Annotated in this window: 14 protein-coding genes; 10 read left to right on the top strand and 4 right to left on the bottom strand. The window is 72.6% G+C overall.

Going from position 1 to position 12922, the window contains the following annotated elements; translation table 11 throughout:
* Nucleotides 1-326, bottom strand: a 326-nt coding sequence (locus tag ACTUAL_RS32030; protein ID WP_440902849.1) for a response regulator transcription factor, incomplete at its 3' end; no start/stop codon positions are given.
* Nucleotides 327-489: 163 nt separating this feature from the next.
* On the opposite strand from ACTUAL_RS32030, the gene ACTUAL_RS32025 reads away from it, so the two are divergent.
* From ACTUAL_RS32025 to ACTUAL_RS32000, 6 genes are all read left to right on the top strand, one after another.
* The gene (locus ACTUAL_RS32025; protein WP_177154547.1) at nt 490-1218 is read left to right on the top strand and encodes an amino acid ABC transporter ATP-binding protein; all 729 of its coding nucleotides are present in this window, start codon (nt 490-492) and stop codon (nt 1216-1218) included.
* Nucleotides 1219-1283: 65 nt separating this feature from the next.
* The gene (locus ACTUAL_RS32020; protein WP_440902848.1) at nt 1284-2171 is read left to right on the top strand and encodes a glutamate ABC transporter substrate-binding protein; all 888 of its coding nucleotides are present in this window, start codon (nt 1284-1286) and stop codon (nt 2169-2171) included.
* 82 nt (nt 2172-2253) lie between these two features.
* Nucleotides 2254-2901, top strand: coding sequence for an amino acid ABC transporter permease (locus tag ACTUAL_RS32015; RefSeq protein ID WP_096492062.1), 648 nt, complete (start codon nt 2254-2256; stop codon nt 2899-2901).
* The gene (locus ACTUAL_RS32010) at nt 2898-3770 is read left to right on the top strand and encodes an amino acid ABC transporter permease (RefSeq protein ID WP_096492063.1); all 873 of its coding nucleotides are present in this window, start codon (nt 2898-2900) and stop codon (nt 3768-3770) included. Before ACTUAL_RS32015 ends, ACTUAL_RS32010 begins: the two co-directional genes overlap by 4 nt.
* Before the next feature lie 99 nt (nt 3771-3869).
* A complete protein-coding gene (locus ACTUAL_RS32005; RefSeq protein WP_440902847.1) occupies nt 3870-4679 on the top strand; it encodes an EcsC family protein in 810 nt (269 codons plus the stop codon).
* A 217-nt stretch (nt 4680-4896) separates the two neighbouring features.
* The gene (locus ACTUAL_RS32000; protein ID WP_096492065.1) at nt 4897-5091 is read left to right on the top strand and encodes a hypothetical protein; all 195 of its coding nucleotides are present in this window, start codon (nt 4897-4899) and stop codon (nt 5089-5091) included.
* 361 nt (nt 5092-5452) lie between these two features.
* On the opposite strand, the gene ACTUAL_RS31995 is transcribed toward ACTUAL_RS32000, so the two are convergent.
* On the bottom strand, nt 5453-5977 hold the full coding sequence (locus ACTUAL_RS31995) for a CGNR zinc finger domain-containing protein (protein ID WP_440902846.1): 525 nt from the start codon (nt 5975-5977) through the stop codon (nt 5453-5455).
* A 104-nt stretch (nt 5978-6081) separates the two neighbouring features.
* Between ACTUAL_RS31995 and ACTUAL_RS31990 the strand changes: the two genes are divergently transcribed.
* Genes ACTUAL_RS31990 through ACTUAL_RS31980 form a run of 3 tightly spaced genes read left to right on the top strand, consistent with a single transcriptional unit; the run spans nt 6082 to nt 8467 of the window.
* Nucleotides 6082-6723, top strand: a complete 642-nt coding sequence (locus ACTUAL_RS31990; RefSeq protein WP_440902845.1) for a maleylpyruvate isomerase family mycothiol-dependent enzyme — start codon at nt 6082-6084, stop codon at nt 6721-6723.
* A 30-nt stretch (nt 6724-6753) separates the two neighbouring features.
* Nucleotides 6754-7689, top strand: a complete 936-nt coding sequence (locus tag ACTUAL_RS31985) for a DUF3500 domain-containing protein (RefSeq protein WP_440902844.1) — start codon at nt 6754-6756, stop codon at nt 7687-7689.
* 25 nt (nt 7690-7714) lie between these two features.
* On the top strand, nt 7715-8467 hold the full coding sequence (locus tag ACTUAL_RS31980; RefSeq protein WP_440902843.1) for an endonuclease V: 753 nt from the start codon (nt 7715-7717) through the stop codon (nt 8465-8467).
* A 4-nt stretch (nt 8468-8471) separates the two neighbouring features.
* On the opposite strand, the gene ACTUAL_RS31975 is transcribed toward ACTUAL_RS31980, so the two are convergent.
* Both ACTUAL_RS31975 and add read right to left on the bottom strand, forming a co-directional pair.
* Complete coding sequence (locus tag ACTUAL_RS31975) at nt 8472-9695, bottom strand: family 4 glycosyl hydrolase (RefSeq protein WP_440902842.1); 1224 nt, start codon at nt 9693-9695, stop codon at nt 8472-8474.
* A gap of 126 nt (nt 9696-9821) precedes the next feature.
* On the bottom strand, nt 9822-10820 hold the full coding sequence (add, locus tag ACTUAL_RS31970; RefSeq protein WP_440902841.1) for an adenosine deaminase: 999 nt from the start codon (nt 10818-10820) through the stop codon (nt 9822-9824).
* Between the two features lie 126 nt (nt 10821-10946).
* On the opposite strand from add, the gene ACTUAL_RS31965 reads away from it, so the two are divergent.
* A complete protein-coding gene (locus ACTUAL_RS31965) occupies nt 10947-12770 on the top strand; it encodes a Xaa-Pro dipeptidyl-peptidase (protein ID WP_440902840.1) in 1824 nt (607 codons plus the stop codon).
* Nucleotides 12771-12922: the final 152 nt, after the last annotated feature.

The following is a 12922-nucleotide window of genomic DNA, read 5'->3' as shown; positions in this document are numbered from 1 at the left end:
ACCCTGGCGACCAGTTCGCCCACGTCGTAGGGCTTGACGAGGTAGTCGTCGGCCCCCGCGTGCAACCCCAGAATCCGGTCGTCGATTTCGCCGCGGGCGGAAACCACGATGATCGCGACATCGGACGCCGCCCGAATGTTTCGGCAAAGTGTCACGCCGTCGATGTCGGGGAGCCCGATGTCCAGCAGAACGACATCAATGCCGGTCAGCCGGTCGAGCGTCCCCCGCCCGGTTGATTGCCGGTCAACCGTGAACCCACGTCTGACCAGCGCGGGGACCAGCGCCTCTGCGACGCTGTCATCGTCCTCGACCAGCAGCACCCGCACTACAGCCCTCCCGGAAAAGGTGTCTTCGTCCTGTGACAGAGTTGAGACCCTAAGTCTTGCTCAACCGTCTGGACCGGTGTGGTGATTCACACCTAGGTTTCCCGCCATCGCACGACACCCCCCACTGGAGGAACGGATGACCGCCCCCACTCCTGCTCCGCCGATGATCCGGATGGCGGGCGTGGACAAGTTCTTCGGGCCCCTCCACGTCCTCAAGAACGTGGAACTCGAGGTCCCGAAGGGCCAGGTCGTCGTGGTGCTCGGACCCTCGGGCTCGGGCAAGTCCACGCTGTGCCGCACGATCAACCGGCTGGAGCCGATCAACTCCGGGACCATCGAGGTGGACGGCCAGCCGCTGCCCGCCGAGGGCAAGGACCTGGCCCGGCTGCGCGCCGACGTCGGCATGGTGTTCCAGTCGTTCAACCTGTTCGCCCACAAGAGCATCGTCGAGAACGTGATGCTCGCGCCGGTGAAGGTCCGCAAGACCCCGGCCGCCGAGGCGCGCAAGACCGCGATGGAGCTGCTGGAGCGGGTCGGCATCGCCACGCAGGCCGACAAGTTCCCCGCCCAGCTGTCCGGCGGGCAGCAGCAGCGCGCGGCGATCGCCCGCGCGCTGGCCATGAAGCCCAAGGTCATGCTGTTCGACGAGCCGACCTCCGCGCTGGACCCCGAGATGGTCCAGGAGGTCCTCGACGTGATGACCACCCTGGCCAAGGAGGGCATGACCATGCTCGTGGTCACCCACGAGATGGGCTTCGCCCGCAAGGCCGCCGACCGCGTCATCTTCATGGCGGACGGCGAGGTCGTGGAGGACAGCGCCCCGGAGGAGTTCTTCTCGGCGCCGAAGTCCAACCGCGCGAAGGACTTCCTTGGGAAGATCCTGACCCACTGAAGTCCCGTGAACGCGGCGCTCGCCCCTGGCGCCGCTCCACCAAGGAAAAGAGCAGGAGAACGACGATGAGGGTTCGCTCCCTTGCGGCGCTGTTGCTGGCCGGCGGCCTCGCCCTGACCGCCTGTGGCAAGGAGGGTTCCCCGGCTGACACCGGCTCCGCCCCCACCCAGGCCGCCGAGGCCGACGTCAAGGTCGACGGCTCCGCGACCTTCGACAAGATGAAGAGCCGCGGCAAGGTCGTCATCGGTGTCAAGGAGGACCAGCCGGGCCTGGGCTTCAAGGACGCCACGACCAACAAGTACAGCGGTTTCGACGTCGAGATCGCGCGCCTGGTCGCCGCCAAGCTCGGCTTCGGCGAGGACAAGATCGAGTACAAGGCGATCGCGTCCGCGGGCCGCGAGCAGGCGCTGATCAACGGCGACGTGGACTACTACGTCGGCACGTACACGATCAACGACGGCCGCAAGGAGAAGATCGCCTTCGCGGGTCCGTACTTCGTCGCCGGGCAGGACCTGCTCGTCCGCGCGGACGACACCAGCATCACCGGCAAGGAAACCCTCATGGGCAAGAAGGTCTGCTCCGTGACCGGCTCCACGCCGATCAAGCGGATCAAGGACGAGAAGCTCACCGAGGACGCCAACATCACGGAGTTCCAGAACTACTCCCAGTGCGTCTCGAAGCTGGCTGAGGGCGCGGTCGACGCCGTCACCACCGACGACGCGATCCTCAAGGGCTACGCCGCCCAGGAGAAGGACAAGTTCAAGGTCGTCGGCAAGCCGTTCTCCAAGGAGCCCTACGGCATCGGCCTGAACAAGGAGGACAAGCCGCTGCGGGACAAGGTCAACGACGTCCTGCAGAGCGCGATCGACGACGGCACCTGGAAGAACATCTACGACTCCACGCTGGGCAAGTCGGGCTCCCCGGCCGAGCCGCCCGCCATCGACCGCTACTGAGCGGAGCTTCAGTGGCCGGTGACCCGCGCGAGCGGGGTGGGTCACCGGCCACTCCCATGACCTCTCCCGGCGAGGAAAGACGATGAGCGTCCTAACCAACTACTCCGACCTCTTCCTGAAGGCTTTCGGCACCACCATCCAGCTCTTCCTGTTCTCAGCGGTCGGGTCGTTGGTGCTGGGGACGATCCTGGCGATGCTGCGGGTCAGCCCGGTCCCGGTGCTGCGCGCGGCGGGCGCCACCTACGTCACGGTCCTGCGCAACACGCCGCTGACCCTGGTGTTCTTCTTCTTCGCGTTCGCCTACCCGCTGTTGAAGATCCTGGAGCTCGACCCCTTCAAGGGCGCGGTCGTGTCGTTGACCGTCTACACCTCGGCGTTCATCTGCGAGGTCATCCGGTCCGGCATCAACACCGTCCCGGTCGGCCAGGCGGAGGCCTCCCGCGCGCTGGGCCTGTCCTTCGGGCAGATGCTCGGCAACGTGGTGCTCCCGCAGGCCCTGCGGACCGTGGTCCCGCCGCTGGCGAGCACCATGATCGCACTGCTGAAGAACACCACCATCGCGGCTGGCTTCTCGGTCGGCGACGCCGGGGCGATCATGTACACGTTCTCCGAGGACGGCGTGAACATGCTGGTCGGCCTGGGTTGGGTGGCCTTCATCTTCATCCTGCTGGTACTGCCGCTGACCGCCGTTCAGCGCGGCCTGGAGAGGCGCTGGAGCGTGGCCCGATGAGTTCCGTCCTGTTCGACGTCCCCGGCCCGAAGGCCAAGGTCCGGCACGCCATCATGGCCGTGGTCGGTGTCGCGGCGGTGCTCGGCATCGTCGGCTTCATCGGCTACCGCTTCTACGACAGCGGCCAGTTCGAGCCGCGCATGTGGGAGTGGATCCAGTACGAGACCGTCCAGCTGGAGCTGGTCAGCAGGCTCGGCAACACGCTCTCGGCGTTCGCCGTCGCCTCGGTGGCCGCGCTCGTGCTGGGCGCGGTGCTCGCCGCGGGCAGGCTCTCGGACCACGCCTTCTGGCGGATCCCGGCGGGCTTCCTCGTCGAGGTCTTCCGCGCGATCCCGCTGCTCATCATGATCTTCATCTTCTACTTCGGCCTGCCGACGATCGACATCAAGATGTCGCAGTTCACGGCCGTCGTGCTCGGCCTGACCCTGTACAACGGGTCGGTGCTCGCCGAGGTGTTCCGCGCGGGCGTCGCCTCGCTGCCCCGCGGGCAGGCCGAGGCCGCCTACGCGCTGGGGATGCGCAAGACCCAGGTGATGACGCAGGTCCTGCTGCCGCAGGCGCTGCGCGCGATGCTCCCGGCGATCATCAGCCAGCTGGTGGTGCTGCTCAAGGACACCGCGCTGGGCTTCATCATCAACTACAAGGAGCTCCTGGACTACACCAAGTACCTGGGCACGCAGGGCCAGTTCGGCCGTCCGCTGGTCCCGATGACGATCGTCACCGGCGCCATCTACGTCGCGCTGTGCCTGCTGCTGACCTGGTTCGCGGTGTGGCTGGAGAAGCGCAACCGGCGCAGCAAGAAGGCCGTCGTCAAGGAGTCCGAGGCCGAGCTGGAGCAGAAGGCCCACGCGGCCAGCGCCGCAGGCTGATCTCCACGTTCGCAGTCCGTGCTGAAGGGCCCGACCGGGTGGTCGGGCCCTTCACTCGTTCAGGCGTTATCCGGGCCACTCATGGGTAGTCTCGGTGGCATGGTCGAGGAGTCCTCCAGCGCGGTCCAGCGGGCCCAGCAGGGTGCCGTCGAGCAGCTCCTGCGGTTGGGAATCGACGGCTTCGGGCCGTTCAAGAGCGCCCGGCAGACCGCCGACGAGGCGCTCGCCAAGGGGCTCACCCGCGAGCGCGCGATCCGGCAGATCATCCGGCAGCACGTGGCCGCGGCGGGCGCCCAGGGGTTCGTGACGAACCTCGGCGGCCTGCTCACGCTGCCCGTGGCGCTGCCCGCGAACCTCACCGCCTCCTACCTGGTGCAGGCGCACATGATCGCGTCCATCGCGGCGGTGCACGGGCACGACCTGGAGAGCCAGGAGGTGCAGACCGCCGTGCTGGTGTGCATGGTCGGCAACGCGGGCACCGAGGTGCTCAAGAAGGCGGGCATCAAGGCCGGGACCAAGCTGACCGTGAACCTGATCGAGCGAATCCCGGCGAAGGTCATCGTCGAGATCAACAAGCGGATCGGGTTCACCCTGCTGGCCAAGTACGGCACCTCGCGGGCGACCCTGGTGCTGGCCAAGGGCGTGCCGCTGGTGGGCGGGGTGATCGGCGGCGGCGTCGACGCGGTGGCCACCAGGGCGCTCGGGGCGTTCGCGCAGCGGTTCTTCGGGCGGGACGGGCAGCCCGAGGTCGAGGACGGCGAGGTGCTCGACGAGCGGCTGGAGGGGCGCGTGGTGGACGGCCGCGTCCTGGGGTCCGCACCGGCCCCCGAGCTCGCCGACGAGGACGTCTCGGGCGCGGCGCGGGTGATCAGGCTGCCCCCGCGCGGCGAGCGCCGGGAGGACCGCTGAGGCGGCGTTCCCCCAGGTCGGAAAATCGGTTGGCGGGACGTGGCGGCGCCCACTACCGTTCCCGCCATGAGCATCTGAGTCCCCCGCCCGAGGACGTCTTCCTCGCACGCGCTTGATCCAGCGCGCCTTTCCGGATGCCCTCGTGCGGGCACGCGCCGCCGACCGTCCCGCGGTCCGCGCTTCCCGTTGCGCCTCGACGTCGAGGAGGATCACCCCCGTGACCCAGCCCCAGCACGACCAGGTGGAGCCCGCAGAGCAGGCGCTCCCCACCGAGGACCTGCCCCAGGTCGTCCCCAACCGCAGGGAGCGCCGAGGCGGCAAGCAGCCGCGCGCGGGCGCCGTCCCCGGTCAGGGCAGGCCGAACCAGGCGGACTTCGTCGGCAAGCGGCTGTTCCGCCGCTCCGGCGGCTGACCGCACCAGGACCAACCGGGCCCGTCCCGGTTCGGAAGTGAAGTTCCACCCCCCTTGGAGGGCAGCAGAGATGAAGAACTCCCGCTAGCACCGCACGACGCGCCGGGGTCCGAGGTGGACCCGGCGTCCCCCAGGTCCGGTTGGTGTCGGACCGCACGACTCGGAGGGCTGTCGTCATGAAGGACGAGCGCTAGGACCCAGCACGCCGGAGCCCGTCGTGGGCCCGGCGACCGAGCGGTCCGGTCACCCGCCGGACCGGTGTTGAGGAGGACCGTCGACATGGACCACCAGCGGTAGCGGTTTCGCAGGACCGGGGCTCGTCGCGCGCAGCGGCGGGCCCCGGTCGCGTCCCAGGCGCGCCTCAGGCGTGCTTGCGGCGGTGGTGCCTGCTCACCCTGGCCCGGTTCCCGCACGAGGGCAGGCACCAGACCTGCTGCGGGTGCGAGCGCACGAAGTAGCGCACGCACCGGGGTGACGGGCAGGCCCGCAGCTCGGCCGCCCCGCCCCCGGCCAGCAGCTCGATGGCGCCCGTGGCGAGGTCGGCCAGCAGCCGGTCCCGCGCGCCCGCCTCGGACAGGTGCACCAGCCTCGGCCCGTCCGCCCACTCCAGCCTGGCCACCCTGGGCGCCAGCGCGGCGGTCCGGTTGACCACGTCGAGCGCCCGCTCCCAGCGCACCGCGAGCGGCGCGTCCAACCGCTCCCCGGCGCCCGTCACGTGGGCGAGCAGCGCCCGCACCGCCGCCCGCAGCTCCAGCGCGCGCGACCGCAGCTCCTCGTCGCCCGGCCGCCCGAGCCAGTGCGCGAACCCCTCGGGCGTGCCCAGCTCGTCAACCAGGCCGCCCCGGCCGTCGCCGTGCAGGGTGCCCACGAAGTCCAAGACCCTCACCCGGACCAAGCTAATGGACTTGACCGGTCAACCCCGCTAGTTTCGAGGGGTCCTGTTCTGGCCGACCGAGCCAACCGGGGGTCGCTGTGCAGATCATCGAGCGCGTGCTTGAGGGGTACGCCAAGCTCGCCGACGCCCTCCACGAGCTGCCCGACGAGCAGTTGGGCCACCCCACCGACCTGCCCGGCTGGTCGCGCGGGCACGTGCTGGCCCACATCGAGGGTGTCACCTCCGCCGTGGCGCGGCAGGCCGAGCTGGAGGGCTCCCCGACCGAGATGTACGAGGGCGGGAGGCCCGCGCGCGACGAGGCGATCGAGCGGGGGGCCACCAGGACGGCGGCCGAGCACCGCCAGGCCGTCGCGAGCGCCGTCGCCCGCCTGGGTGAGGCCTGGTCCGGCGTGTCGGACTGGTCGGCCCGCGTGGTCTACCGGGACGGCACCCTCCTGGACACCGCGCACGCGCTGTGGCGCGAGGTGGAGATCCACCACCGCGACCTCCTGCTCGGCCCGGTCCCGTGGTCGCAGGAGTTCCGGGACCACGCGGTCGCCTTCCTGACCCCGCGCGTGCCGGACGGCGTCAAGCTCGTCCTGACCCCCGCCGACGCCCCAGGCTGGGTGCTCGGCGCGGGGGAGCGGGTGGAGCTGGCGGGCGCCGCCGACGACCTGGTCGCCTGGCTGGCCGGGCGCACCCCGGCGGGCGAGCTGACCACGACGGGCGAGCTGCCCGAGCTCAAGCCCTGGCCCTGAGCGGTGGCCCCGCCCGGTAGCTTCGGTCCCGTGCGCGAGGACATCACCGAGGCGACCGGGGCCCTGCTGGGCCTGCTCACCGCCGACCAGCGCCACACCGCCGTGCGGGAGCTGGACGGCGGGCTGCTCGCCGAGTGGGCCTACACGCCGGTCGCCCGCCCCTGGCTGGTGGTCGGCGAGCTGGCGCGCGAGCAGCGCAAGGCCGTGCACCGCCTGCTCGCCTGCGTCCTGAGCCCCCACGGCTACGCCCAGGCCGCCGCCGTGATGGCGCTGGAGGACGTCCTGGACCACCGCGAGGGCGGGGTGAAGGACCGCCACCAGGGTGATTACTCGGTGCTGCTGTTCGGTGAACCGGGCGACGCCCCGTGGGGGTGGCGGGTCGAGGGGCACCACCTGTCGGTGACCGCCGTGGTGGCCGACGGCCGGGTGTCCGCGACCCCGGTGTTCCTGGGCGCCAACCCGGCCCGCACCAGCTACCGGGGCCGCGCGGTCCTGCAGCCGCTCGGGCTGGAGGAGGAGCTGGCCAGGGAGCTGCTGGACCGGATGGGCCCCACCGCGCGCGGGCTGGCCGTGGTGGCCGACGTCCCGCCCGAGGACATCCGATCGGGCAACGCACCGTCGGTGACCGGGGAGGTGGAGCCGCTGGGCATCGCCGCGAGCAGCCTGGACCGCGGGTCGCGCGCCCTGCTGGCCGCCCTGGCCAGGCTGTACCTCGACCGCCTGCACAGCGACCTGGCCGACGAGGAGTTCCAGGCGCTGGACGCGGAGCGGCTGCACTTCGCCTGGGAGGGGTCCACCCGTCCGGGCGAGGGGCACTACTACCGGTTGCAGGGCCCGGACCTGCTGATCGAGTACGACAACACCGCGAACGGCGCCGACCACGCCCACTCGGTGTGGCGCAGGCGGGCGGGCGACTTCGGCCGGGACCTCCTGGCCGCGCACCGCGCGTCGGCGCGCCACCCCTGACCCCGCCGAGGACCCTGACCCCACCGTGACCCCCGACCCCACCGCCGCTCCCGCGATCCCCGCAGAGCCCGCGACCACCGCCGACCGGGCCGCCGTGCCCGCTCCCGCGACGCGCGCCCAGGCCCGCCACCCCGCCGACGTCCGCACCGCCGAGGAGGCGATCGCCGAGCAGGAGCGCCTGCGCCCGCTGGTCCGCCCCACCGCCGACCCCGACCTCGACGTCCGCCTCGCCGCGGGCCTGGACGTGGGCTACGCCGACGACGACCGCCTGGTCGCCGCGATCGTCGTGGTCGACGTCGCCACCATGGAGACCGTGGACACCTCGGTCGTGCGCGCGACCGCCGACTTCCCCTACGTCCCCGGCCTGTTCGCGTTCCGCGAGCTGCCGTCCCTGCTCACCGCCCTGGACCGCCTCGCCACCACCCCGGACCTGCTGGTGTGCGACGGCCAGGGCCTGGCCCACCCGCGCCGGTTCGGCCTGGCCTGCCACCTGGGCGTCCTGGCCGACCTGCCGAGCGTGGGCGTCGCCAAGACCCCCATGGGCCACTTCGAGCGGCCCGGCCCGGCGCGCGGGGCGTCCACCGACCTGCTCGACGGCGGCGAGGTCGTCGGCCGGGCCCTGCGCACCCGCGCGGGCGTGAAACCGGTCTTCGTGTCCGTCGGCCACCGCGTCGACCTGGACCGCGCGTGCGCGGAGGTGCTGCGGCTGTGCCGGGACTACCGCCTCCCCGAGACCACCCGCCGCGCCGACGCCCTGGGCAGGCGCCACCTCCGCTAGCGCGCTACCGCAGGTGCTCCAGCTCGGGGTGCCTGCGGGCGTAGGCGTCCAGCAGGTCGCGGGCCACCGCCACCGAGTCCACCAGCGGGTGCAGCGCGAACGCCTTCAGCGCGGCGGCCCTGGTGCCCTCGGCCACCAGCCGGTCCACCGCCTTGACCGAGCGCACCAGCCCGGCCGCGTGGTCCGGCAGCTGGCTCACCGGCCTCGGCCTCGCCCCGCGCCCGTCCACCGCGCACGGCACCTCCACGATCGCGTCGCCGTCCACCGCGGACAGCGCGGAGCCGTTGCGCACGTTCAGGATCAGCTCGGTCCGCTCGTCCCGCGCGAGCGCGTTCATCAGCGCGAGCGCCACGTGCTCGTACCCGCCGCCCTCCACCGAGTCCCGCTCCCGGCCCTCGGCCATGTAGGTGCTCTCGCGCTCCAGCCGCGTGGTCTCCCAGTCGACCTCGCCCGCGTAGAACCGCTCCTGCTGCCGCAGCAGGAACGCCCCGCGCTCGCCGCCGAACGACTCCCGCGTCGAGTAGTAGTAGTGCAGGTACTCGTTGGGCACCATCCCCAGCGCGCGCAACCACTCCGCGCCGAACAGCCTGCCCTCCTCGAACCCCGCCAACCGGTCCGAGGCGAGCAGCCCCGGCAGCAGGTCCCGCCCGTCGACCCGGACGGCCTGCAACCAGCCGAGGTGGTTCAGCCCGGCGTAGTCGAACTCGGCCCCGGTCACCCCGAGCGCCTTCGCGACCCGGTTGCACAGCCCCACCGGCGAGTCGCAGATCCCGATCACCCGCTCGCCCAGCCGCTCCGCCATCACCTCGGTGATCAGCCCGGCGGGGTTGGTGAAGTTCACGACCCACGCGTCGGGCGCGACCGCCGCGATCCGCTCGGCGATCCGCCGCGCGACCGGGACCGTGCGCAGCCCGTAGGCGATCCCGCCCGCCCCGACCGTCTCCTGCCCGACGACGCCGTGCGCGCGGGCGATGCCCTCGTCGGCGGCCCGGCCCGCCAGCCCGCCGACCCGCACCGCCGAGAACACGAAGTCCGCGCCGCGCAGCGCCTCGTCCAGGTCGGTCGTCGCGCGCAGCCGGGGTCCGCCGACCAGCACCCGGCGGATCGCCTCCAACCGGTCCGCGTCGACGTCGTGCAGCACCAGCTCGTCGACCAGGTCACCGCCCACCAGCGCCTTGTGCACCAGCGGCACGCGGAACCCGCCACCGCCCAGGATCACCAGCCTCATGCGCCCCATCCTGCCTCGCGCCGCGAAGCGGTGCGAAGCCACCGACCGCCGCACCGGGGCCGGCGCCCCAGCCCGGCAGGTCTTCCCCTTCCGCCCAAAGGGCGTCCCGGTTCCGGTGTGATCAGGTCAGCGCAGCGCGTCGATCCCGGCCACCAGCTCGGCCTTGAGCGCGTCGGGCGCGAAGCTCGCCGCGACCGCCGACGCCGCCAGGTCCGCCAGCCCCGCCCGCCCCAGGCCGAACCGCTCGTGGCACAGCAGGTACTCGCGGTTCAGGTCGGTGTGGAACATGCCGGGGTCGTCGGTGGCCAGCGCGACCGGCACGCCCGCCGCGAGCAGCGCGGGCAGCGGGTGCTCGGCCAGCGACCGCACCGCGCCCGTGCGCAGGTTCGACGTGGGGCAGACCTCCAGCGCGATTCCGCGCTCCGCCAGGTGCCGCAGCAGCTCCGGGTCGCGCGCGGCCGACGTGCCGGGCCCCATCCGCTCCGCCCCCAGCTCCCGCACCGCCGCCCACCCCTCGTCCGGCCCGGTGGTCTCGCCCGCGTGCGGCACGCTGCGCAGCCCGGCGTCGCGGGCCATCGCGAACGCCTCGCGGAACCTCGCGCGCGGCGCGTCGGCCTCGAACCCGCCGATGCCGAACCCGACGCTGCCCTCGGGCCGGTGCTCCACGGCGTAGCGGGCGCTGGTCAGGCCGAAGTCGCCGTCCCACAGGCCCGGCACGTCGAACACCCAGGCCAGCTCCACCCCGTGCTCGGACCTGGCGCGCTCGCGGCCCTCCTCCAGCGCGGCGGTCAGCTCGGCGGCGGGGACGCCCGCGCGCAGGTGGCTGCTCGCGCTGACCGTCACCTCGGTGTAGCGCACGTTCCGCGCGGCCTGCTCGCGCGCCAGGCCCAGCACCAGGTCCCGGACGTCGGCCCCGGTGGTGACCAGGTCGCTGACCTTGCCGTAGACGTCGATGAAGTGCCCGAAGTCGGTGAACTCGTAGAAGTCCAGCAGCTCGGCCTCGTCGGTGGGCACCGGGCCGTCCGGGTGGCGGCGGGCCAGCGACAGGACCGTGGCGGGGGAGGCGGAGCCGACCAGGTGGACGTGCAGCTCGACCTTGGGCAGTGCGGCGATGAAGGAGCGCATGGTGCCCCCGAGCCTAGGTCAACCGCTCCTGCGGTCCATTGTGGACTTCGGGTTCCCTTGACACCCCGCGCGCGGTACCGGGAGGGTCGGCCTACCTGAGTCCTGCGACGTGGATGGGGGTGTGCGGTGCGAGGTTCGTGGAGAGCCGCCGGTCTGGCCGCTGTGCTGGCGCTGCCGCTGGGGGTCGTTCCTGCCGCTGCGGCCGAGGAGGGGCCGGTCTTCGCGGACGGCGAGGCCCAGCCGGTGTTCAGCGCCTCGGACGTGGTGCGCGAGAGCCTGTGGGTGCGGGCGCCCGTCGACAGCGACCGCGACGGGCTCGACGACGAGGTCTACACCGAGGTGGTGCGGCAGCGGGCCACCGAGCGCGGGCTGAAGGTGCCCGTGGTGTTCCTGCCCAGCCCCTACTACTCCGGCGGCAACGACGTCGACAACCACGACGTGGACGTCGAGCTGCACGTGCCGGGCGAGCGCGGGTCCGGTGCGCCGCTGCGGGCCCGCACCGACGAGCGGATCGCGGCGGCGGTCGGGCCGAACGCCGCGCCGATCACCTCGACCCGGTACGAGTCGTACTTCGTCTCGCGCGGGTTCGCCGTGGTCTACGCCGAGTCGCTGGGCACCGGCAAGTCCACCGGCTGCCCGACCTCCGGCGGTCGCAACGAGACCACCGGCATGAGGTCGGTCGTGGACTGGCTCAACGGCCGCACCTCCGCGCGCGACGCCTCGGGCGCCGCCGTCTCGGCGGCCTGGAGCACCGGTAAGACCGCGATGATGGGCACCTCCTACAACGGGACGCTGCCGAACGCGGTCGCGGCCACCGGGGTGCGCGGGCTGGAGACGATCGTGCCGATCGCGGCGATCTCCAGCTGGTACGACTACTACCGCGCGGGCGGGGCGGTCGTCGCGCCCGGCGGGTACCAGGGCGAGGACGCCGACGTGATCGCCGTGTACGTGCACACCCGCGCCGACCGGTCGGCGTGCGCGCCGGTGCTCGCCGAGCTGACCCGCGAGCAGGACCGGGTGACGGGCGACTTCACCCCGTTCTGGCAGGAGCGGGACTACGTTAAGGACGCGCCGCTGGTGCGGGCCTCGGTGCTCGCGGTGCACGGGCTCAACGACTGGAACGTCAAGGTCGGGCAGGTCGCGCGGTGGTACGAGGCGCTCAAGCTCAACGGGGTCGAGCACAAGATCTGGCTGCACCAGTCCGGGCACACCGACCCGGACACGCTGCGGTCCGCGCAGTGGCGGCGCACGCTCAACCGGTGGTTCAGCCACTACCTCTACGACGTCGACAACGGGGTGGAGCGCGAGCCGAGGTCGACGGTGCAGCGCGAGGACCGCAGCTGGGTCGACGAGGCCGAGTGGCCCGCGCCGGGGACCGCGCCCGCGCGGCTGAACCCGTGGGTCGGCGGCGGGACCAAGGGGGTGCTGCGCACCGACGCGATGCCCGGCCGGCCGCTGGTGGAGGAGCTGCGCGACGACGCGGGGAAGTCCGTTGAGCAGCTGGTGGACCTGCCCGCGTCGGGCAACCGGCTGGCGTACGGGACCCGCGCGCTGACCGAGCCGGTGCGGCTGTCCGGCACGCCGAGGGCGGACCTGGCGGTGTCGTTCGACCGGCCCGCCGCGAACGTGACGGCGGTGCTGGTGGACCGGTCGCCGGACGGGACCAGCCGGGTGATCACGCGCGGGTGGGCCGACCCGCAGAACCGGCTCGACCTGTCGGTGACCAGGCCCGTCGAGCCGGGGAAGCGGTACCGGGTCGAGGTGGAGCTCCAGGCCAACGACTACGTGGTGGCTGCGGGGCACCGGCTCGAACTGGTGCTGCTGTCCAGCGACCACGACTACACGCTCCGGCCCGCTCCGGGCGCGGGCCTGTCGGTCGACCTGACCGGGACGTCGGTGGAGCTGCCGGTGGTCGGCGGGAAGGCGGCGCTGCGCCGGGCGGCTGGCTGATCCGCTCCGGGGTTCGTCGGCGGCGGGGGGGGGGGGGGGGGGGGGGGGGCGCGCCCCGCCCCCCCCCCCACCCCCCCACCGCCCCACCACCCCGAGCGATCACCCCTTCGCCCTCTCCTCCGCGAGCGCCTTGAGCTGCACAAGCCCGCGCT

It is taken from the genome of Actinosynnema sp., from assembly GCF_052038725.1.
The sequence above is the reverse complement of the archived record's forward strand: the minus strand, read 5'-3'. Positions and strand labels throughout refer to the sequence as shown.